At 45.1% G+C, this 20,530-nt stretch carries 19 protein-coding genes; 12 read left to right on the top strand and 7 right to left on the bottom strand.

Annotated elements, in window-relative coordinates:
• Nucleotide 1: 1 nt before the first annotated feature.
• Nucleotides 2-1,531, bottom strand: a complete 1,530-nt coding sequence (locus JOC95_RS08340; protein ID WP_204415111.1) for an FAD-dependent oxidoreductase — start codon at nt 1,529-1,531, stop codon at nt 2-4.
• Between the two features lie 147 nt (nt 1,532-1,678).
• Here JOC95_RS08340 and JOC95_RS08335 point away from each other — a divergent pair, with 147 nt between their 5' ends.
• The 3 genes from JOC95_RS08335 (at nt 1,679) to JOC95_RS08325 (ending at nt 5,814) form a co-directional block, all read left to right on the top strand.
• Complete coding sequence (locus tag JOC95_RS08335; RefSeq protein WP_204415110.1) at nt 1,679-2,884, top strand: DEAD/DEAH box helicase; 1,206 nt, start codon at nt 1,679-1,681, stop codon at nt 2,882-2,884.
• Between the two features lie 595 nt (nt 2,885-3,479).
• The gene (locus JOC95_RS08330; RefSeq protein ID WP_204415109.1) at nt 3,480-4,670 is read left to right on the top strand and encodes a zinc-ribbon domain-containing protein; all 1,191 of its coding nucleotides are present in this window, start codon (nt 3,480-3,482) and stop codon (nt 4,668-4,670) included.
• 13 nt (nt 4,671-4,683) lie between these two features.
• The gene (locus tag JOC95_RS08325; protein WP_204415108.1) at nt 4,684-5,814 is read left to right on the top strand and encodes a S1C family serine protease; all 1,131 of its coding nucleotides are present in this window, start codon (nt 4,684-4,686) and stop codon (nt 5,812-5,814) included.
• 43 nt (nt 5,815-5,857) lie between these two features.
• Here JOC95_RS08325 and JOC95_RS08320 read toward each other — a convergent pair whose 3' ends face one another.
• Nucleotides 5,858-6,253, bottom strand: a complete 396-nt coding sequence (locus JOC95_RS08320; RefSeq protein ID WP_204415106.1) for a C40 family peptidase — start codon at nt 6,251-6,253, stop codon at nt 5,858-5,860.
• 135 nt (nt 6,254-6,388) lie between these two features.
• On the opposite strand from JOC95_RS08320, the gene JOC95_RS08315 reads away from it, so the two are divergent.
• A complete protein-coding gene (locus JOC95_RS08315; RefSeq protein ID WP_204415104.1) occupies nt 6,389-7,162 on the top strand; it encodes an arylamine N-acetyltransferase in 774 nt (257 codons plus the stop codon).
• Between the two features lie 251 nt (nt 7,163-7,413).
• Here JOC95_RS08315 and JOC95_RS08310 read toward each other — a convergent pair whose 3' ends face one another.
• The gene (locus tag JOC95_RS08310; RefSeq protein ID WP_204415103.1) at nt 7,414-8,130 is read right to left on the bottom strand and encodes a tryptophan-rich sensory protein; all 717 of its coding nucleotides are present in this window, start codon (nt 8,128-8,130) and stop codon (nt 7,414-7,416) included.
• A gap of 195 nt (nt 8,131-8,325) precedes the next feature.
• On the opposite strand from JOC95_RS08310, the gene JOC95_RS08305 reads away from it, so the two are divergent.
• From JOC95_RS08305 to JOC95_RS08285, 5 genes are all read left to right on the top strand, one after another.
• Nucleotides 8,326-9,657, top strand: coding sequence for an oligosaccharide flippase family protein (locus tag JOC95_RS08305; protein ID WP_204415102.1), 1,332 nt, complete (start codon nt 8,326-8,328; stop codon nt 9,655-9,657).
• Nucleotides 9,658-10,083: 426 nt separating this feature from the next.
• Nucleotides 10,084-10,932: a YitT family protein gene (locus JOC95_RS08300; RefSeq protein WP_204415101.1), complete on the top strand. Its 849-nt coding sequence runs from the start codon at nt 10,084-10,086 to the stop codon at nt 10,930-10,932.
• Nucleotides 10,933-11,234: 302 nt separating this feature from the next.
• Nucleotides 11,235-12,323, top strand: a complete 1,089-nt coding sequence (locus JOC95_RS08295; RefSeq protein WP_204415100.1) for a nitric oxide synthase oxygenase — start codon at nt 11,235-11,237, stop codon at nt 12,321-12,323.
• Nucleotides 12,324-12,335: 12 nt separating this feature from the next.
• The gene (locus JOC95_RS08290; RefSeq protein WP_204415099.1) at nt 12,336-13,472 is read left to right on the top strand and encodes a glycerate kinase; all 1,137 of its coding nucleotides are present in this window, start codon (nt 12,336-12,338) and stop codon (nt 13,470-13,472) included.
• A 110-nt stretch (nt 13,473-13,582) separates the two neighbouring features.
• The gene (locus JOC95_RS08285; RefSeq protein WP_204415097.1) at nt 13,583-14,302 is read left to right on the top strand and encodes a YebC/PmpR family DNA-binding transcriptional regulator; all 720 of its coding nucleotides are present in this window, start codon (nt 13,583-13,585) and stop codon (nt 14,300-14,302) included.
• Between the two features lie 126 nt (nt 14,303-14,428).
• Here the strand turns inward: JOC95_RS08285 and mreBH are convergent, their stop codons facing one another.
• Nucleotides 14,429-15,436, bottom strand: coding sequence for a rod-share determining protein MreBH (mreBH, locus tag JOC95_RS08280; RefSeq protein WP_204415095.1), 1,008 nt, complete (start codon nt 15,434-15,436; stop codon nt 14,429-14,431).
• Between the two features lie 243 nt (nt 15,437-15,679).
• Here mreBH and JOC95_RS08275 point away from each other — a divergent pair, with 243 nt between their 5' ends.
• Complete coding sequence (locus tag JOC95_RS08275; protein ID WP_204415094.1) at nt 15,680-16,240, top strand: hypothetical protein; 561 nt, start codon at nt 15,680-15,682, stop codon at nt 16,238-16,240.
• 33 nt (nt 16,241-16,273) lie between these two features.
• Here the strand turns inward: JOC95_RS08275 and JOC95_RS08270 are convergent, their stop codons facing one another.
• On the bottom strand, nt 16,274-16,936 hold the full coding sequence (locus tag JOC95_RS08270; RefSeq protein ID WP_239582781.1) for a class F sortase: 663 nt from the start codon (nt 16,934-16,936) through the stop codon (nt 16,274-16,276).
• Complete coding sequence (locus tag JOC95_RS08265; RefSeq protein WP_204415093.1) at nt 16,920-17,726, bottom strand: DUF4397 domain-containing protein; 807 nt, start codon at nt 17,724-17,726, stop codon at nt 16,920-16,922. Before JOC95_RS08265 ends, JOC95_RS08270 begins: the two co-directional genes overlap by 17 nt.
• Before the next feature lie 335 nt (nt 17,727-18,061).
• Between JOC95_RS08265 and JOC95_RS08260 the strand changes: the two genes are divergently transcribed.
• Together JOC95_RS08260 and JOC95_RS08255 are read left to right on the top strand one after the other, a co-directional pair.
• Nucleotides 18,062-18,379 (top strand): hypothetical protein, encoded by a 318-nt coding sequence (locus tag JOC95_RS08260; RefSeq protein ID WP_204415092.1) that lies wholly within the window; start codon nt 18,062-18,064, stop codon nt 18,377-18,379.
• A gap of 218 nt (nt 18,380-18,597) precedes the next feature.
• Nucleotides 18,598-19,044 (top strand): NUDIX domain-containing protein, encoded by a 447-nt coding sequence (locus tag JOC95_RS08255; protein WP_204415091.1) that lies wholly within the window; start codon nt 18,598-18,600, stop codon nt 19,042-19,044.
• 109 nt (nt 19,045-19,153) lie between these two features.
• Here the strand turns inward: JOC95_RS08255 and JOC95_RS08250 are convergent, their stop codons facing one another.
• Entirely contained in the window at nt 19,154-20,449 is a 1,296-nt protein-coding gene (locus tag JOC95_RS08250; RefSeq protein WP_204415090.1) for an NCS2 family permease, read from the bottom strand.
• Between the last annotated feature and the right edge of the window lie 81 nt (nt 20,450-20,530).

Genomic DNA, 20,530 nt, shown 5'->3' with positions numbered 1-20,530 from the left:
CTTAAAGTTTTTCAAGCGGCTTATCGGCAGGACCTTCAAGTACATCCCCATGAATCGAGAATCTCGAGCCGTGACAAGGGCAATCCCAGCTTCTGTCGCCGTGATTCCACTCCACCTCACAGCCCAAATGGGTACAGGTCGTATCCACGCAATGAAGTTCTCCTTTATCGTCCTTGTAAACACCGGCACGGCGGCCATTGAGAGAAACCACACCACCCTCGTCCAAGCCGAGTTCATCCGCAGTTTTCGTTGGACGGTCAAGCTTTCCTTCCACCAAGTGACTGGCCACATCCATATTGGTCGTAAAAAATTTCTTCAAGGACGGATCGGCCACAAAGCGGGAAGGGGTAAAAAGATCCTCATACTTATTCTCTTTTTCGTTAACAAGGTCCTGCAGGAGCAGTGCCGCTGCTGTACCATTGGTCATCCCCCATTTACGATATCCGGTTGCAATGAATATATTCGACTTTCCGGATGTGATCCGACCGATATACGGGATCTTATCAAGCGTATAAAGGTCTTGTGCGGACCAGCGATAGGGGATATCTTTTATGCCGAAGACCTCTTCTCCAAAACTTTTAAGCGCCTGATAATGTTTCAAAGTGTCCTGGCCCTGTCCGGTCTTATGTCCATCTCCGCCGATGAGGAGATACTTATCGCCGTTGATCGTGACGGAGCGCAAGGACCTCGTCGGCTGTCCTGCGCTAAGATACATGCCACCCTGTAATGCCTTATCCGTTTTAGCTGCCACGACATAGGAACGCTCGGCATGCATACGTGTAAAGAAAAAGCCTTTTCCATCGTAAAAAGGAAAGTGTGAACATGCAATCACATGCTTACACTTGATCTTGGAGCCGTTCTTTGTCACCACACGTAGCTCTGGGGATTCCTCCACATCTGTAGCAACCGAATGTTCGTAGATTCTTCCTCCTTTTTCTATGATAGTATCCACCAGGTACTTCAAGTATTGAAGAGGATGGTATTGTGCCTGGTTTTTCATTGCCAGCACACTTTTGGTCGGGATGGAAAAAGGGACCTTCTCGTTCAAATCTGCAGTGATACCAAGCTTATGATACGCATCCATCTCCAACAGGACTTTCTTGTTTTCCTGTTCGGTAGTGGCATAGATCATCGCATCCTGGTCGCTGAAGTCGCATTCCATATGCTTTTGGTTTACAAGATCTCGAATGTAATGCAGGGCATCATTGTTGGCTTCATAGTAGAGTTTCGCCTTTTCCTGTCCGATATGATGAATCAGCTCATCGTAGATCAATCCATGCTGAGCTGTCACTTTTGCAGTGGTATGCCCGGTCGTCCCGTTTAAAATTTGGCCGGCGTCAAGCAAGACGATACGATAGCCATCCTGTACAAGCTGATAAGCAGTGGTGATTCCCGTTATACCAGCCCCGACAATACAGACATCCGCCTCTGTATCTTCTTTTAATGTAGAGAAGGACGGAAGTGAAGTGGATTCCCTCCAGTATGGTTCGGGGCCTTTTGGCAACTTTACAAATTGATTTTGTTCAGACATCGTGTATATCCTCCTTGAAAACAAACATGTACATAATTTTTCCAAACACGAAGAAATTCATGTATGTATTCCTTTTTTTCTCTCAAGTAGGGTAGAATGAGAAATAAGATGTGAAAACCCCAATTGAGGGTTATAAAGGAGAAAAATATGTCTACAACTGCAATAACAGCCTTACAACCATTCATCCAGGAAAACTGGAATAAAAGTGAATTCAAGAGTCCGACTCCTATACAAGAAAAAGCCATCCCCGCAATTTTGGATGGCAGGGATGTACTGATAGAATCTCCTACAGGTACAGGAAAAACCTTGGCCTACCTGTTGCCGATCATCGAAAGAATAGAGCTAGGCAGGCAGCATCCGCAGGCCGTCATCATCGCTCCTTCCAAGGAACTTGCCATGCAGATCTTTGAACAAATCCAGAAATGGACAGAAGGAAGCGACATTATCGGAGCTTCCTTCATCGGCGGTGCCAATGTGAAACGTCAGATTGAAAAGCTGAAGAAGAAACCGCAGATCCTTGTCGGGACTCCTGGCAGACTGCAAGAGCTGATTCAGATGAAAAAGATAAAAATGCATGAAGTGACAACCATCGTGATGGATGAGGCGGATCAGCTGTTCATCCCAGAACACACAAAAACAATCCAAAATATCCTTAAGTCGACCATGCAGGAAAGACAGCTGTTGTTATGCTCCGCTACCTTAAAGGACGATACGGAAAAACAGGCCTTGCAGTTTATGAGAGATCCATTTGTAATGAAGGTAACAAAAGATGAAATGGCCCCATCAAAAGTGGACCACATCTATGTAATTGTCGATCAACGTGAAAAAGCGAACGTCCTTGCCAATATCCTGCGTGAGGAAAAGAATATCAAGGCACTCGGCTTTGTCCGGGACATCGGTAATCTCGCCGTACTGACCGAGAAGCTGCTATTCAAGAAATTCAATGTCGGATTCCTCCATTCCGAATCAACCAAACAGGAAAGGGAGACAGCATTGAAGAATTTCCGAAAGGATGAGTATCCTGTCCTGCTTGCAACGGACGTAGCCGCTAGAGGCCTCGACATCAAGGAGCTCAGCCATGTCATCCACTATGACCTGCCAGAAGAAGTGGAAAGCTATGTGCATCGCTCAGGTCGTACAGGAAGACAGGGAGCGGAAGGTACAGTAATCTCCATCGTCTCGGAAAGAGAAGAGCGGAAGCTGAAGCAATTTGCCAAAGACCTCGGCCTGACCCTCCATAAAAGAGTCATGTTCGGCGGCAAGCTGATCAAAGAAGAAGACATGAAGCCCGTCAAAAAAGGCCCATTCAAAAAGAAGCCCTCAGCCGGCAAAACAAAAGTAAAAAGAAAGTAAGAAAAGGAAAAACTGTCTCATCTGAGGCAGTTTTTTGTCATTTAACCAGCTGGTAAATTCCGACATGTTTCATGTGAAACCCCCATTTCCCGAGAAATAATGACAATCCATCATTCGTATATTTGAAGAAAATAATGGGTTTTACAAGCCAATGTTAGATACATAAGTCTTAGGTACATACGGAATGCGACTGGAAGCTGAGTGGTGACACTATATTTTATAGGCCGCCCCTGTTGGTTGAAGTGCAAGGGGTGAGAATCCTGCGGAAGCAGCGTGTCGAGGGAGACCCCACAGGCGCTTTAGCGCCGAGGAGGCTCCCGAGGCCGCCCGCGGAAAGCGAACCCCTGGAACGGAAACCAACAGGGTGTTTAATGAACCAACTCCATTCTCAGAGGTCCACCCTCAATAAAACTTCATAAATGCTACCCCCTATTATTTAACATTTGCCGAAAAATGACGTATGATGGGGAAGAAAACACATACAAGGAAAATGTTACTACTAGAAAGAGAGCCACTTTAAAGGCGAGTTTTCACATTTAGACAAGAAACTATTGTAAAATGGTGAAAGAATAGTAGTTATGGAGGCTAGGTCGACATGTTCTGTCACAACTGTGGATTGAAAGTTTCTTCTGATGCCAAGTTTTGCTCCAATTGCGGCGCAAACCTGAGAGAAGAAGATATACATAAAAATGACAATGAAATAATAGAAGGCAGAGGGATGGATCGAAACAGGAAAAAAAGCGGAGTGATTTTACCCCTTTTGATTCCTGTTCTTGCTTTTTCCCTTCTCGTAGGGGGCCTTGGCTGGTTCTACTTCCATGAAACGAAAGTGAATGGAAAAGTCATTGCACTAAAGGACTCTGCAGAAGAACTCGCGTTAGAAGGGAAATATGAACAATCAAAGTCCAAGCTGTCCTCGGCGATCGATTTGAGGCCGAGGTATTATGTACTTCAGAATAACCTGGAAGTCGTCATGATTGCAGAGGAACTGCAGGCTGAAATGCAAGATACCAACGCTCTGATCAAAGATAAAAAGTTTGAAGACGCGGAAAAGGAACTTAGCCGTCTGAACGAAAAGATTGCCAAACTGAACGGGCCATTGTTTCAGCCAATCAAAAAAGAGCTTGCAGAAAAAGATACGATGATAAAGGTCGGTAAAATCAACAGTGAACTCGATCAACTGAAAACGGTGGATGAATTGGCAAGAAAGCTGGCTGTGTTATCAGCCATTCCTTCAGAGGAAGGTAAAGCGGTGAAAGAACAGATCCTGAACCGGATTGTCCAAATCACGACAACCAATGCGGAAACAGAGCTTGAGCAGAAACAATTTACAAAAGCCATTTCTTTAACGGATAAAGGGCTGCAATATGCGATCAATGACAAACGGCTTTTATCGTTAAAGGAAAAAATTGAACAGACCCGTACAGAGTTTGAGCTGGCGGAACAGGAAAGAATCGAAAAGGCGATGGAAGCTGCAGCGAAAGAGGATCTGAAGAACCGGAACGCTGCACTGGAAGTGGTAGGTCTAAAATATGTAGAAGATGATGCGGGTGGGATGACAATCACCGGTGAAGTGAAGAACATTGTCTCAAAGACCGTTTCCTCCATCACTGTCTATTACAATATATTGAGTAAGGATAAGACTGTACTCGATACAGGATTTACGACCGTATATCCATACAAATTGCCTCCTGGGGAAAAAGCTAAATTCGAAGATTACTATTATGGTGTTTTTGAAGATGTAACAGTCGAGATAGAGAATATGACATGGCTTGTCGAAGAGTAAAGTAGGTGCAGGGATGAACAAAAGATGGATAGTTAGTGTCATTGCAACCTTGGTTCTCCTTGGAGCAGGGACATATGGGTACTTTTTTATCAAACAAGGAGTTCCAAAGCAACTGACAGCACAGTCGAGCTTATATATTGAAACAAAACCAGAAGAAAAAGAGCTGGTGCCTCAGGAATTGAAAGAAATAATATTTGAGTCTCAAAAGCTCGTGGTGAAAATCGAGCTGCCTGACGGTTCCTTTGGCTCCGGCTTCCTTTATAACAACAAAGGGGATGTCATCACGAATGCCCATGTTGTACCGAATGCGAAGGAAGTTAAAGTCGTTACAGCCGACTCCAAAGAGTTGACTGGACAAGTAATCGGAGTCAGTGTTGATACAGATGTTGCCGTCGTCCGGGTCCCGGAACTAGAAGGAACAGAGCCCTTAAGGCTTGCGAGAACGAAGAAAGCGGAGCTTGGTGATGAGGTCATCGCCCTTGGAAGCCCGCTTGGATTTCAAAATACGGTCACGACCGGCATCATCAGTGGTGTTGGACGGAGCTTCGAGATAGATTCCTTCAAATATGAGGATGTCTTCCAGATTTCGGCGCCAATCGCACCTGGAAACAGTGGGGGACCCCTTATCAATACGACTACAGGGGAAGTCGTGGGGATCAACTCTGCTACGATGGATAAGGGAGTCATCGGCTTCAGTATCCCCCTCAGCAACGTGATCACCCTACTGGAGAGCTGGTCGGAATCCCCGATGGAGTCATTGCCGCGGATTGGTGCAGATGCTCCAGGAAACAATAGCGGAACGGAATCTACGAACGAGGATGTCGCGACATATCTTGTAAACTATTTTTATGAAAGCTTGAACTACAGGGACTATGTAACAGCCTACTCTCTGCTTGGAAGCAGCTGGCAGTCCGAAACAGCCTACGAGAAATTCAGGGAAGGGTATCTTGATTTCCTCACCATTGAAACAGAGGATCTCTTAACCAAAAAGGTGGGGGATCAAGTCGAGGTTGTCACCATCATTACCGTGCAGCAGCGTTCGGAAAGAGGCGTAACCTATAAAAAGTATAAGGTGAAATTTGTATTGGGGCTTGAAAACGATCAGATGAAAATCCTTTCCGAAGAGCGGGAAGAAGTGGAATAGGATTTGAGGGACGCATGACTGCATTGACAGCTTGCGTCCATTTTTATGTGATGACTCTCCTCGCACCAACGATCATATGCTCCAAATATGGGGAAAGGATAGTGATGCTCACCTTCCTATCGCTTTGCGAGGTATGCAGGATGGTGTGGTTCCCGAGGTAGATTGCAACATGGCCGATCCGCTCGTGCCACTTTTTCTTTCTCCGCATGGGTGTGGTAAAAAATAGAAGGTCGCCCTCCCTTATGCAGGATAGGGGGATCGGTCGCCCGACCTGGAACTGCTTGCGCGAACTTCGCGGGAGTTTGATACCGTGTTGTCCATAGACGCGCTGGACAAACGAGCTGCAATCAAATATATCCTTTCGATTGGAGGGAGCTCCAAATACATAAGGAGTACCTAAATATTCTTTGCCAGTCTGGATGATTTTATCTGCTAACATACCTTAGCTCCTTTCAGTTTTTTCTCTACTAACTAGTAAATGATGAGAGAGAGGAATTGCTTGGACAAAATGAATCCAATTTAGAAAAGGATTTGATTTCATGGTGGAGAATTCTATTAACAGGAGGAGAGGCTGTTGAATCAGGATACAAAACTAGTAAAGTTTTTGGACTTTTTAGAGGTTGGTGTGGAAGCCCCGACATTAGCTTATCTTAATAAGCTTGTGGAGGCACATCAGAAGAAGGTGAGATGGGAGACCATCACAAAATTCATTGATTTTGAGGAAGGTAAGAGGGAGGACTACTATTTGCCTTCGATCGATTCCTATTTTGATAGAGTGGTGGACCAAGGAACGGGCGGCACCTGCTGGACGTTGGCGCAGGGGTTCCGTTATGTACTGGATGCACTAGGATTTCAGGTTGAATATCTGTATATGGACCCGGGGCATTTATGCTTGCAGGTGATGCTCGATCAACCTTATTACGTAGACATCGGATATTGCGCACCGTTATATAGGGCTTACCCTTTGCTTCATTCATTTACTGCGGAAAATGAATTGGAGGTATTCCGCTATGAGGTCCGTGAAGACGATATTCTCGTGACACGGGAACCTGGACCGACCAAAATCCTTGGGAAGAATCCGGTCCCGTTTGAAGAGTTGATTCCGCATATCCTCAACTCCCACGATTGGCAGGATGGCTTTGCCTTAAGAAGTTTGAAGGTCTTTGGATACATAGATGACAAGCCGTACCAAGTAAAAGAGAATAAGCTCATCACGTTTCATGAAAAGACGACAATCGAAAAAGAGTTGAGTGCTGAAGAGGTCCGCTACTGGATTGAAGAGAAGTTCGGGATCGACTTTAGTCTCTATGAGCGGGCGAAGGAAATCTATGATAAAAGGAAAGGCTGAGGCGCACTGGTGAGTGCTGCCTCAGCCTTTTATTATAATAGGCATTCAGCTTGCCTTTCTTCAGGCTGGGCTGGAAGAGTGATTCTGTCCACTTTGGGGCATATTCTAGCGAAAAGCTCCATTATTCTGTCCACTTCTTGTAGTTTTCTGTCCGGACTGAGCCGTAATCTATCCAAATGTCCCGTTATTCTATCGACTATACAAAATATGGGAAAATCTTCATCTCCACCATGCGCTAAAAGCCGCTTACATTACTTCTTCCCTTTAAACAGTAACGTCATCACGAATATCACTGCTGCCAAGCTAAATGCTACATAAGCGACGTTGGTGTATGCCTCCATATTTTTCACACCGATACCGATGAACGCCCAGACAAATACCAACGGATAGACACGGTCCCGGTTGGCCATATTGAACCAGATTGCGAGAAGGGTCGCCACAACGAGCATGATGATCGTCCAGGTGACATCAGAAAGGCCAAAGCCGTCCCACTCGAGATACACGAGCACATAACTGATATTGGCGATGGTTGCGACACTGACCCAGCCAAGGTATATTGAAAACGGCAGGCGGTCAAACAATCCGGGATCTGATACCTGCACTTTTTTATATAGTGCAATCAACGTGAGCAGTAAACTTAGCATGACGGCGATTGTTGTGACGAAAAATTCGTAATGCCACAACACTACCCAGGTACTATTGAGGATGCAGCTCAGTATGAATAAACCGCTGGTGTTCTGATAGATAGGAAGATTTCGGCGATTCTTAGGGAACTGCCGGATAACCCAGACTCCCAGAAGCAAATAAATAAGACCCCAAATAGAAAATACATATCCTGCAGGGGTAAACAGGACATTCAGTCTATCGGATATTTCGCCAGCTGTCTGGCCATTCAGAGGAAGTGCATTTGATAGATAATTTACAAGGACGACTAATAGAAAAGCAATCACATTAAGCCAAATTCTCATTAGCTGAACACTCCTTTCATCTCTCTTTCTATACTATTCCTTAATAGAGGAAGACATAACCATCGGGATGTTCTAAGCGTTTATTTAAAAGAATAATTCCTCTGAAATCATGTGGCAATATTTATGGACTTGTCTCATATGATGGAGAATGGGTCACATCGGATAAGCCTTTTCCATGAAGAGAGGGGGACGTTCATGAATAAGTTTTTCAAAGCTGTGCTGCTGCTTGCGATTGCTGCTTTCTTAGGGGAAAGCCTAGAATTTGTCGTGAATATGGTATTGGCCAAGGAACTCGGGGAAGTGGGGCTTGGTTTATATATGTCGTTATTGCCGGTTGTATTCCTGGTGGTGGTGATTGCAAGCCTTGAGCTGCCGATCTCGATATCCAAGTTCGTCGCGGCAAAAGAGGAAAAATACCATAAAAGTATGCTGATGCATGCAATGAGGCTGACGATTGTGTTTATGTTTTGTGTCATCGGCTTGTCGGTTGTAGTACTTCCATTCATCCCGGTATTTGATCATTATCATCCGATTGTACGATGGCTAATCATCTTGATGATCCCCATCATCTCTTTCTCTTCCATTGCACGAGGTTACTTTATGGGACTTCATCATATGGGGAAAATCGCGATATCAAACTTTTTAAGAAAAGCGGTGCAGTTGGTGCTGCTTGTCCTTGTTTATCATTTTTTCCATTTTTCGATGGAGCTTGCGATACTCATTGCGATCTGCACACTCGTATTCACCGAGCTGATTGTCTGCTTCTATTTAATGTACATGTACATACTCCAGTTCCGTGAATTGAAAAGAAAACCGGGTGCAGCCCTGAGTGCACAGTCCGTTCGGAAAAGCCTTCTGGAAGTATCGATCCCTACGACAGGAATGCGGATCTTCCATGCGATCACCAGTGCAATCCAGCCTTTTCTCATCAAAATGGCGCTGTTAAAGGCAGGTCTCAGTGAAACGATTGCCTTGGAAGAGTTCGGACTTCTTGCGGGAGTGGCTTTGACCATCGGATTTTTCCCGGGATTCATAGCCCACTCGTTTCTGATTGTCCTGATCCCGACTGTTTCAGCCTCATACGAGAATAGGGATTATCCAAAATTGCAAAAGCTGCTGCAACAGGTGATGGGGCTCACTTTCCTTTACGGGATCCCAGTAGTGCTGGTGTTCTATCATTTTGCGGTGCCGTTGACGAATATCTTTTATGAGTACTCCAAAGCTTCGTCTTATCTCCAGCTCTTATGGCCTTACTTTCTTTTTCATCTGTTTGTAATTCCACTTCAGGCCTATCTAATCGGCCTTGGACTGATCAAGGATGCCTTTTTACATTCCATGTGGTCGACCCTTGTTGCCTTTGCTTTGATTTTCATTCTGGGATCGATGGAATCACTGCGCATGACAGGAGTCATCCTGGGCATGAATACTGGCATTGTGCTGCTGACGATGATGCATTATTTGACGGTCTGTCACAAAATAAAGGTCACCTTATGGTTGAAGCATGCCGGACCGCAGAAAATTGGATAGTTTCGCAGAATAGGAATTTTTAAACGAACGTTGGTTTAAAGAGGATGTAAAATCCTTATGTGCCAAGGCGGAAAAGCTTTTTGGGAAAATTAACTTTTAAAAAAGGATTTCCACAATAATTTACGAAAAAGGGGAGTAATGCCGTGTTTTCGGACGAAACCTCTCTTTTTCTTTTAGTGGAATAGGAATTTTTAAACGAGCGTTTGTTTAAGGAGATTGCAAAACCCTTATGTACCAAGGTGGAAAATTTATAAAAAGAAATTAACTTTTAAAAAAGGTATTTTATTAAAATGATTGAATCAGGTAGCTGGAAATAAAATCGCTTTCAATTGTGCAACTTCTCTTGCAGGTGTTTACAATGCCTAAGAAGGTCTTTATACTCTCCCGTAGACTATCATTGAAAACAGTTGAAGGAGGGTGACCGTTTTGAACAAAAACTTGAAAACATTTTTATTTCTCCATATTGGTCCTCTATTCGTTGCCATACATGTACATTTCTTCCTATCCCCGAACAGCTTGGCTACCGGTGGGGTCAGTGGGCTATCCATCATCCTGAATGACGTTTTTCCAGGCCTTTCTATAGGTGTCCTGATGCTGATTGTGAATGCAGTTCTTTTTGTCGTGGGTTTTATTTTGCTTGGTTTTGCATTTGGGGCAAAAACCATCTATGCGAGCATCATGCTGTCTGTGATGGTATGGCTGTTGGAGTGGCTGTTCCCGATCTCCAATCCGCTTAGTGAGGACATATTGATCCAGTTGATTATCGGGCAGTGCATCGCCGCGCTTGGGATAGCACTTGTATTCAATCAACGCGCTTCCACAGGGGGGACGGACATCATTGCCTTGATACTGAATAAATACCTCTCGATTGATATGGGGCGTGGAGTTTTATTGGCCGATATCTTCATCGCGCTTTCATCCATTCTTGTGTTCGGTCCGGAGGTTGGCATGTATGCGGTGTTCGGTGTCATCCTGAATGGACTTGTGATCGACTATACGTTGCAGCAGGTTAATGAAATGCGCGAAGTGGTGATCATCAGCAGTGAGAGTGCACAGATCCGTTCCTATATCGTCGGGCAGCTTGGTCGCGGTGCCACGATCCATTATGCCAAAGGCGCTTTTACATCTGACGAAAAGGAAGTTATTACAACCGTCTTGAGCCGTAAGGATTTTACACGCTTGAAAAAGTACATCGGTGCAACGGACAAGCAGGCATTCATTACGGTGCATAATATGAAAGAGATCTTGGGTCAGAATTTTAAACAATTGGCTTGAAGTGATGGACAGGCGGGTCGCATGTAGCGGCTCGCTTTTTCAATTGGTGGATTTTGTAAAGTTGTCAGAATGTAGGATCTTTTGGACAGAAAAAGGCGTAAAGTGGACAGAATATGCCTCCATCTCGACAGAATGCCGCAAAAAGTGGACAGAATACCGCTGATTCCCGACAGAATACGAACCTCAGCCGCAAAAATCAAGTCCATAAACACTGAAAAAACTTACCACATACCTAATATTTCTTTTCCAAAACAAATCAGTATACAATAGGGGGCAAGGAATTCAATTTTGAGGTGGACATCTTGACAGAAAAAGAGCAAACTCTCCTTCAGAAGGCAGAGGAATTTATCAGACAGTGCTATTCAGAGCTCGGAAAACCAGCAGAAGAGCTTGCATTCAGGCTGCAGGAAGTAAAAGATGATATACAGTTTTATGGTACATATGAGCATACATATGAAGAGTTGGAGCATGGGGCGAAAATGGCTTGGCGCAACAGCAACCGCTGTATCGGCCGGCTTTTTTGGAATGCGCTTCATGTAATGGATAGAAGAAATTTGGACAGCGAAGATGAGATTGCAAAAGCACTTTTTCATCATATCGATTTTGCCACAAATAAAGGGAAGATCAGGCCGACAATCACTATTTTCAGAGAAAAGAAGGAAGAAAGCGAAATAAGGATCTGGAACCACCAGCTGCTCAGGTATGCGGGCTATGAAACAGAACACGGGACAATCGGTGATCCCGCATCGATTCTCTTCACTAAGGTATGTGAGGAGCTTGGCTGGGAAGGGCAGCGAACGCATTTTGATATTCTGCCGCTCGTCATACAAATCGATGGTGCAGAACCTAAGCTGTATCCGATCCCGGATGACATTGTGTTGGAGGTGCCGATTCATCACCCGGAAATCCCGCAGTTTCAAGACCTCCAACTGAAATGGTATGGAACGCCCCTTATTTCCGATATGAAGCTTGAAATCGGAGGAATACACTATACAGCAGCCCCATTCAATGGTTGGTATATGGAAACGGAGATTGGTGCGCGGAATTTTGCCGATAAAGACAGATACAATATGATTCCAAAGGTCGCAAGCATCATGGGGCTAGACACGACAACGAACGCAACGCTATGGAGGGATAAGGCCTTGATCGAACTGAATGTAGCAGTTCTGCACTCTTTTAAGGAGATGGGGGTCAGTATCGTCGACCATCATACGGCCGCGATGCAATTCCAGCATTTTGAACAGCAGGAAGAGAAGAGCTGCCGTCATGTGACAGGAGAATGGGCGTGGCTGATCCCGCCTGTTTCACCTGCCGCGACCCATATTTTCCACCATTCGTACGAGGATAAGATAGTCTCCCCGAATTACTTTTATCAAAAGAAGCTCTATTAAAGGAGGAACAGGATGAAAATAATCGTGGCACCAGATTCGTTTAAAGGGTCCATGACAAGTGTGGAGGCTGGAAGGCAAATCAAGCGTGCGATTCTCGATGTCATCCCGGCAACGGAAATTGTCGAGCTTCCCATGGCAGATGGCGGGGAAGGGACAGTCGAGGCTGTTCTGCAGGCGGTTAAAGGGGAAATGGTCCTTACACAAGTCCTGGACCCCATTGGACGTGAGATACAGGCAGGCTATGGCTGGCTGCCAGAGCAACATCTGGCTGTCATAGAAACTGCCGCAGCTTCGGGACTGACTTTGTTAAAAGGAAATGAGCTTGATCCTCACTCAGCCTCTACTTTTGGCACAGGGCAACTTATCGGACATGCGCTTTTGATTGGCGCTAAAACGATCATTCTTGGCCTAGGGGGAAGCGCTACGGTCGATGGTGGTGTAGGTATTCTGCAGGCACTTGGCATGAAGGTTTTCGATACACTGGGTAATGAGTTGGACCGAGTAGGCGGAGAACTTTGGAAAATAGGACAGTTGGACTTTACGGGGCTTGATGCGAGATTGGCAGGTGTGAATCTGATCATTGCCTCTGATGTGACAAATCCTTTGCTCGGTGACGAAGGGGCCATCAGGATCTTTGGTCCTCAAAAAGGTGTGCATGCTGAAGAACTTGATCGATTTGAAGCTGGGATGGCTCATTTTGCAAGGTTGGTAGAAGAGGCTACCTGGAGGAATAAAATGTCGGAGCTTCCGGGAAGTGGAGCGGCAGGGGGCATAGGCTTCCTGCTGAGATCTGTCATGAATGCAGAATTCAGAAGTGGATTGGAACTCGTATTGGATCTAGCCAATTTTGAGCGGCATCTTACTGGAACCGACTTGATCATTACAGGGGAAGGCAAGATTGATGCGCAGTCTGCCTATGGGAAAGTGCCTGTTGGCATTGCACGGATCGCTCGGGGGCATCACATACCTGTCATCGCATTTGCGGGAATCGTGGATGAGGGTGCAGACAAACTGGAGCAGGATGGAGTCACTCTGGCACTTCCTATTATTGAAGGTCCGATGACATTGGAAGAGGCGATGGCTGCAGGTCCCGGGCTTTTATATAAAGCGGTAAGACGGTTTCTTCAAATCTATCGATTAGGAAGCTAGCAGAGGGGCATCCAACCGTATGCTACTATTTTAATATTTCTCCCCAAAAAAATCTGATATAATGGATAGTGGAATTAGAGGATTCAAAGTCAGGAAAGAGAGTGAAATATATGGGTCGTAAATGGAATAATATCAAAGAAAAGAAAGCGGCGAAGGATGCCAATACAAGCCGTGTCTATTCAAAATTCGCTTTGGAAATCTACGTAGCGGCAAAGCAGGGCGAGCCGGATCCGGAGTCCAATATGGCGCTGAAATTTGTACTTGAACGTGCGAAAACCTACAACGTACCGAAGAACATCATCGACCGTGCGATTGATAAGGCCAAGGGCGGCGGCGAGGAAAGCTATGATGAGCTTCGCTACGAAGGGTTCGGTCCTAACGGCTCCATGATCATCGTGGATGCTTTGACAAACAACGTGAACCGTACAGCCTCAGAAGTGCGAGCTGCGTTCGGGAAAAACGGCGGAAACATGGGCGTGAGTGGATCCGTTTCCTACATGTTCGATAATACAGCAGTGTTTGGTATCGAAGGTAAAACAGAAGACGACATCATGGAAATCCTGATGGAAGCGGATCTTGATGCACGTGACATTTTTGAAGAGGAAGAGTCTGTCATCATCTACGCGGAGCCGGACCAATTCCATGCCATCCAGGCAGCACTGAAGGAAGCGGGAATCACCGAATTCACCGTTGCGGAATTGACGATGCTTGCCCAGAACGAAGTGGAAATCCCGGAAGATTCCATTGCGCAATTCGAGAAGCTGATTGATGCATTGGAAGACCTCGAGGATGTTCAACGCGTTTATCATAATGTTGATTTAGGCGAATGAAAATAAACGAGTATGTAACCTTACGAGGTTCGTACTCGTTTTTTTGTTGCGATTTAATCAAAAAAGAGCCTATCCCCTCGCAGTCTAAACAACTGACACATGGGATGGGCTCTTTCAATTAAATGATTATGTCGCAGCCTTCTGAAGCTTATGAAGGAACGTCAAGGACTTTCCTGTTCCGATCGCTACGGATTCCAAAGGATTTGGAGCTACATACACAGGAACAACAATCTCGTTGCTCAACCATTCCTGCATGCCATTCAGCAATGCTCCGCCACCAGTGATGATGACACCTCTGTCAACGATGTCTCCACTCAGTTCAGGTGGGCAATCCTCTAATGTTGCACGGATGGCTTCCAGAATGTGCAGAAGGGATTCCCTGATGGATTTTTGAATTTCTGTAGAATGCAATTCAATCGTCTTCGGCAAACCTGTTACAAGGTCACGGCCGCGGATTTCCATTGTCAATTCTTCATGCTCGACAAGTGCATAGCCGATTGTCATCTTGATGTTCTCAGCTGTACGCTCCCCAATTAGAAGGTTGTAGTTCTTACGTACGTGATGAACGATATCTTCGTCAAACTGGTCCCCACCTACACGGATGGAATTACAGGAAACGACGCCACCGTAAGAGATGATCGCTACTTCCGTTGTACCTCCGCCGATATCGACAACCACGTTTGCAACTGGCTCGTCAACAGGAAGATCTGCACCGATTGCAGCTGCTACCGGCTCTTCAATCAGATGTACATGCTTCGCTCCGCAATTTTTCACGGCATCCTGGATCGCTCTGCGTTCCACGGATGTAGAACCGGATGGTGTACAAACCACGACGCTTGGTTTGCGGATGGAGAAGCCCATCGCTTTACCAGCTTGTTTCATGATTTGTTTAAGCATGCTTGTGGTGATATCGAAGTCTGCGATGACACCATCTTTTAAAGGTCGAACGGCAACGATTCTGCCAGGTGTTTTACCAATCATATTCTTTGCTTCTGTTCCTACTGCAAGAACAGCCTTAGTTTCTAGATCAATTGCCACTACGGACGGTTCATTGAACACGATCCCTTTAGATTTACTGTATACCAGCGTATTCGCTGTACCTAAGTCAATACCAATTTCCGTTGTTGAAAACATAGTCACTTCACCCAATCATTCTTTTAGTTTAGGTCTCTTATATACGTTCTAAGAAAAATGTCGTTTTGTGGGGGTAAAAGTAATAGTATAATATGGTAATAAACTACTTGTAAAAATTAAGAAGTTTACTAGGCTTTTCTGTTTACTTGTATCATCTTTAATCCCACTTAGATGTATACCCTTTAGTGGAAAATATAGTCATTTTATGATATGTTGGAAAAAAATCAACGGGGAATCGTGCCTATGTCCAGTAAAAGAAAGATAGAGGAAAATAACGAGGAAGAGTCCTTTTCCTTGGATCGAATGATCACCTACTTCCTAATTGCCTGTACCATCATCATAGGAGTATTAACCTTGCTATTATTTTATGATGGGATTTCTGTAAATAAGGAAAAAAGGATCAGTGATTATATCTCGGCTTCGGATAAGATTCTGAAGGATGCCGAACAGCTAACTGAACCCTTCAAGTTGTACGCGAATGGGGAAAATGACAATTTTACCTTAGCGGAGAAAGATCTCGAAACCATGAAGCAGAAAGTGGCAGAAGCCAAAGCGCTCGATGCGCCGCGGGAATTTCTTGAACATAAGGACAAGGTGAATGCCATATTGACTGAAAGATATGCGGCAGTTTATGGCTACTCTCTTGGAAACCGATCTCGTCAGGTTGCGGGGGAAAAGTTTGAGCAAATTGCTAAACTGGAGGAAGAAGAGAAAGATAGTCTGATAACAGCGATGGATAGAGCCAACATCGACTATGAACAATTAGAGGACGGAACCATCCGTTTTTATTTTAAAACATACTAAAAGCACCCAAAACGCAATAAGTGTTGGGTGCTTTTAGCTTTCTTTAAGCTCTGTGTAGACAACAAGCCGCTCCTCATGGTTTTGGGTGGAACGGTTGTACAAGCCTGTACACGTTATCAGGTTCAACCTGTTATTGTTGCTTGGTCCAAATATTTCTCTTATCGGCGCTTGGTCATAAGGGTACGCCTGTTTATCTTTTACCACAAATGTCAGGGTCTCCCCATTCTCTCCATCAACCAGGATTTCATCCCCGACCTCAAGCTTTTTTAGATTAAAAAAGATGGCGGGTCCTGTGTAATCATCAACATGGCCTACCAGCACGGCGTTGCCCATTCCTCCAGGTTTCGTCCCTGGTTCATACCATCCAATGGTTTCTCCATCATCCGGGACTTCCATTTCCCCGTTTTCCATCAGTCCCTGAGGCTCTATGGGAGCGTCCACGTTTATTGAAGGTATGCGTAATTGAATGGGGGTGACGGCTATATATGCAGGTTTTGGCGTTTTAGAGGAAGTGCCCTCTGAGCTTTTGATTTCTACCTCATGATTTTTTGTGCCTGCCTCAACCTTCTCTACCACCGGAGCCGGCGAAGGTTGCTCCGGCTCCGGTGTAGGGGCACTGGAATTTCCGCTCGGTTGACACCCGATGAGAATTGCCAGTGCAAAGAAGGGAAGAATCAGCTTATTTATGTGCCGCAAAGCGACGGATCCCAATGATGGCAGCTCCCACTAACGCAAGAGCACCGATTGCTGCCCAAGTATTGATGCCTTCAGAAGCAGGAGAGGAAGCTCCACCCATTCCAGTCTGCGGCATTTCGCTTGGCATCATTGTGTTGTCCACCAATACTAATACTTCAATGCTATCCACTGTGTTGATGGCATATACGGAATATACTTTATTGGCTTCAAGTGCAGTTCCGGATAGGTCCAATACTTGTTGTCCGCCTTCTGCAGTGCGGACTTCCAAGTCATAGGAACCGGCATCCAATGCCATATAGTCTGTCACAGCCTTAAATTCAGCTCCAGAGAATACATCATCCCCACCGATCAGACCTACATTCACCGCAGGGGCATCAGGGGAGAAGTGACCAACACGGATCTTGGCCTTTCCTTCCTCTACCATGTTGTTATCCGTTGTAACGGAAAGTTCCAAGTTTGCCACAGTGTTGATCGCAGCCACTGTGTAGGACATCCCTGCATCAACAGTCAAGTCGGTTGCAATGACAGGATCTGCTTCTCCCATTGTCCCAGTCGCATAAATCTCAACTTTGTGAGTACCTGCCGGAAGTTTCATATAATCTGTAGCAGCTTTAAAAGAAGCATTTTCCACGACAGCCTCACCATTTACAAATACGTCTACCGCCGGTGCATCAGGAGAAGCATGGATGATACGTACCATTGCATGATCATCTGCACTTGCAAAACTACTTAACACTGAAAATGCAAAAATACTGGCAATGCTTGCAATCAACAAACGAAACTTTTTCAATAGAATCTCTCCTTTTAAATGTTTTTGTACAGCTTATGTTCATTAACTGTATAACTAATGTATATCATGTAACTGTTTTGAATTCAAACTATTAATGTGTTTGAATGTGCTCGTAGGAGATCTAGTCCCGGAAATTGTTTTATTTCTTAAGGGCAGGGGTAGATATATCGTATAAAGCTTAGGAGGCGATATTCATGGGAAGATTATTTCGTAGAGTGTTCATTGCAGTGTTGCCGATACTGGCAAAGGAAGGCTATAAATATTTCAAAGAAAGAAAAAAGACCCCAAGAACGCAATAACCGATATTCGGAATTGGAATCTGGAGGGAACCAATTATGGAGAAGTATCTATACTATGTCACGATGGAAACCGGTAAGATACACCGTGAACCTTTCGATGACAGGGTGAAATATTATGAGGTCCTTGCAACGAATGATGAAATACGGGAACTCGAAGTGCTGTTTGAAGAGCTGAACCGTTCCGAATATAGCTTTGATGGCTTTCGGGAGCCGATGAATGAGAAAAGCACCCAGGAGCACCGGAACAAGCAACAGCTTATTCTGGACAAAATATTCGTGACCATCTATGAGCTGGGCACTGAAACCACCAAAGAGGAAATCAAAACGATGAACGGGTTGAACCAGCGAGTGTAATGGACACGCTGGTTTTTCCTTTGTTTATAATCGATTATCAGCTCCGTGTTTTATGGGGGTACATATTAAAATGGGGAAGTTTTGACCAGTTAAATGCATATTTTGGAATGTTTCACCTGTCTATATGAACTATTTTTCATCATGGCAAGTAGTTTCCGTTGAAAGTAGAAGGGGACCGCGATAGACTATTGTAAAAACGTTGTGTTAGGAGTATTCCTATGAATAAGCAAAAACCAATCAGTATGTATCCTGCTGTGGCAGTGATAATTTTCGATAAACAAAAGAGAATATTGCTTCAAAAAAGAGCGGATGTCGGCTTATGGACAATCCCTGCCGGACATGTCATGCCTGGTGAAACGGTCGAGGAGGCAGCAGTGCGTGAGGTCTATCAGGACACGGGCCTGATTGTCGATCCATATCGCCTTATCGGGGTATATTCCGATCCCGAATCCCAGACATTCGAGTATCCCGATGGAAGACTCGTGCAATTCGTCACCTCCTACTTCGAAGCGGAAATAACAGGCGGAACGACAGAAAAGAAAAACAAAGCCCTGATCGAAATCGACTACTTTGCACCGAACAGGCTCCCTCACGACCTACTGCCAATGCACCCAAGATGGCTCGTCGACGCATTCTCCGACAGAAGAGAAGCATTCGTGAGATAAGGGGTCTGCATGTGATTATGCAGGTGCTTCGACATAAACGAAAAAATCCCTGCCGGGGTCTGGCCCCTGGCAGGGATTTTTTTCACATATTTAAACGAACAATCTATCATTAGTGCACATTTGTGAGGAATGTCAGGAAGAACAGCGCCGCGATGATATAGAGCGGTGTGGATACTTCTTTTGCTTTGCCTAGTGCCAGTTTAACCAGTGGGTAGGCAATGAATCCGAATGCAATTCCGTCAGCAATAGAGTAAGAGAATGGGATCATTACAATTACAAGAAATGCTGGGAAACCTTCCGTTAGATCTTGGAAGTCGATCTGTTTGACGCTTTGCAGCATAAGCACCCCGATGATGATCAGGATTGGTGCAATCGCGCTTCCAGGTATGATCTTGATGAAAGGAATCGCAAAGATCGAAAGCAAAAATAAGCTTCCTGTCACAATGGCTGTCACACCAGTCCGTCCCCCAGCAGCAATGCCGGCAGCACTTTCCACTGTAGAAACAGTAGGACTTGTGCCGAAGAGTCCGCTCGTAAGAACGGAAATCCCGTTTGCCTGGAAGGAACGCTTGAACTTTTCCGGACGCTTGATCATACTCAGGTGACCATTTATCAGCCCGATGTTCTCAAACAGGAGAACCATCGTTAAAGAGAAGACAGCTACTAAAAAAGTAAACTCTCCAATCTTGGCAAATGAAACGGCACCGAATAAGGAAGCATAAGTATCCAATGGCAACGCATTTCCCCCTACATCGGAAAAGCTCACCACTCCTAAAGCCGCAGCAATACCCGTTCCGACAATCATGCTGATCAAAAAGTTGGCCGGCACATTGCGCATGAACAGAATAACAGCAAGGATGACAGAAAGGATGGTAGCGATCACATATGGACTCGTTACCTCACCGAGTGCCAACAGCGAATTATCGCCCTTGATCACAAGGCCGCCTTTTTCCAATCCGATCAAGGTTAAAAATAATCCCAGACCGACTGTTATTGCGTGCTTCAAAGAGTTTGGAATTGCTTCTAGCAGTAATTGAGAGAGCTTCGTAAACGAAATGACGGTTACGATCACCCCAGAAATCACTACTACGCCCAACGCTTCCTGCCAGGATAATCCCATGGAATGAACCAATGTATAAGTGAACATTGCGTTGATTCCCATCCCTGGAACGAGGATGATCGGGGCATTCGCCCAGAATCCCATCAGCCAGCAACCCACTACACATGTGAGGATCGTGGCGATTATTCCAGCTTCGATCGGGATTCCAGCTTCTGCAAGAATCGTTCCGTTGACAGCAATAATGTACACAATGGTAAAGAATGATATCATGCCTGCCATCATTTCACGCTTAAGCGTCGTTTCATGGCCAGGCAAATCAAAAGAAGACTTTATCCATTGAAGCATAGTTAAAACACCTTATTCAGTTTCCCTCTCCCACCCGGTCTCAGAGGACCCACAAACTAGTATTATAAGTCTATAAGAAGA

Origin of the sequence: Sutcliffiella tianshenii, assembly GCF_016908565.1 — a bacterium.
GTDB classification, from domain to species: Bacteria; Bacillota; Bacilli; order Bacillales; family Bacillaceae_I; genus Sutcliffiella_A; species Sutcliffiella_A tianshenii.
This window is presented reverse-complemented; position numbering and strand designations above follow the sequence as displayed.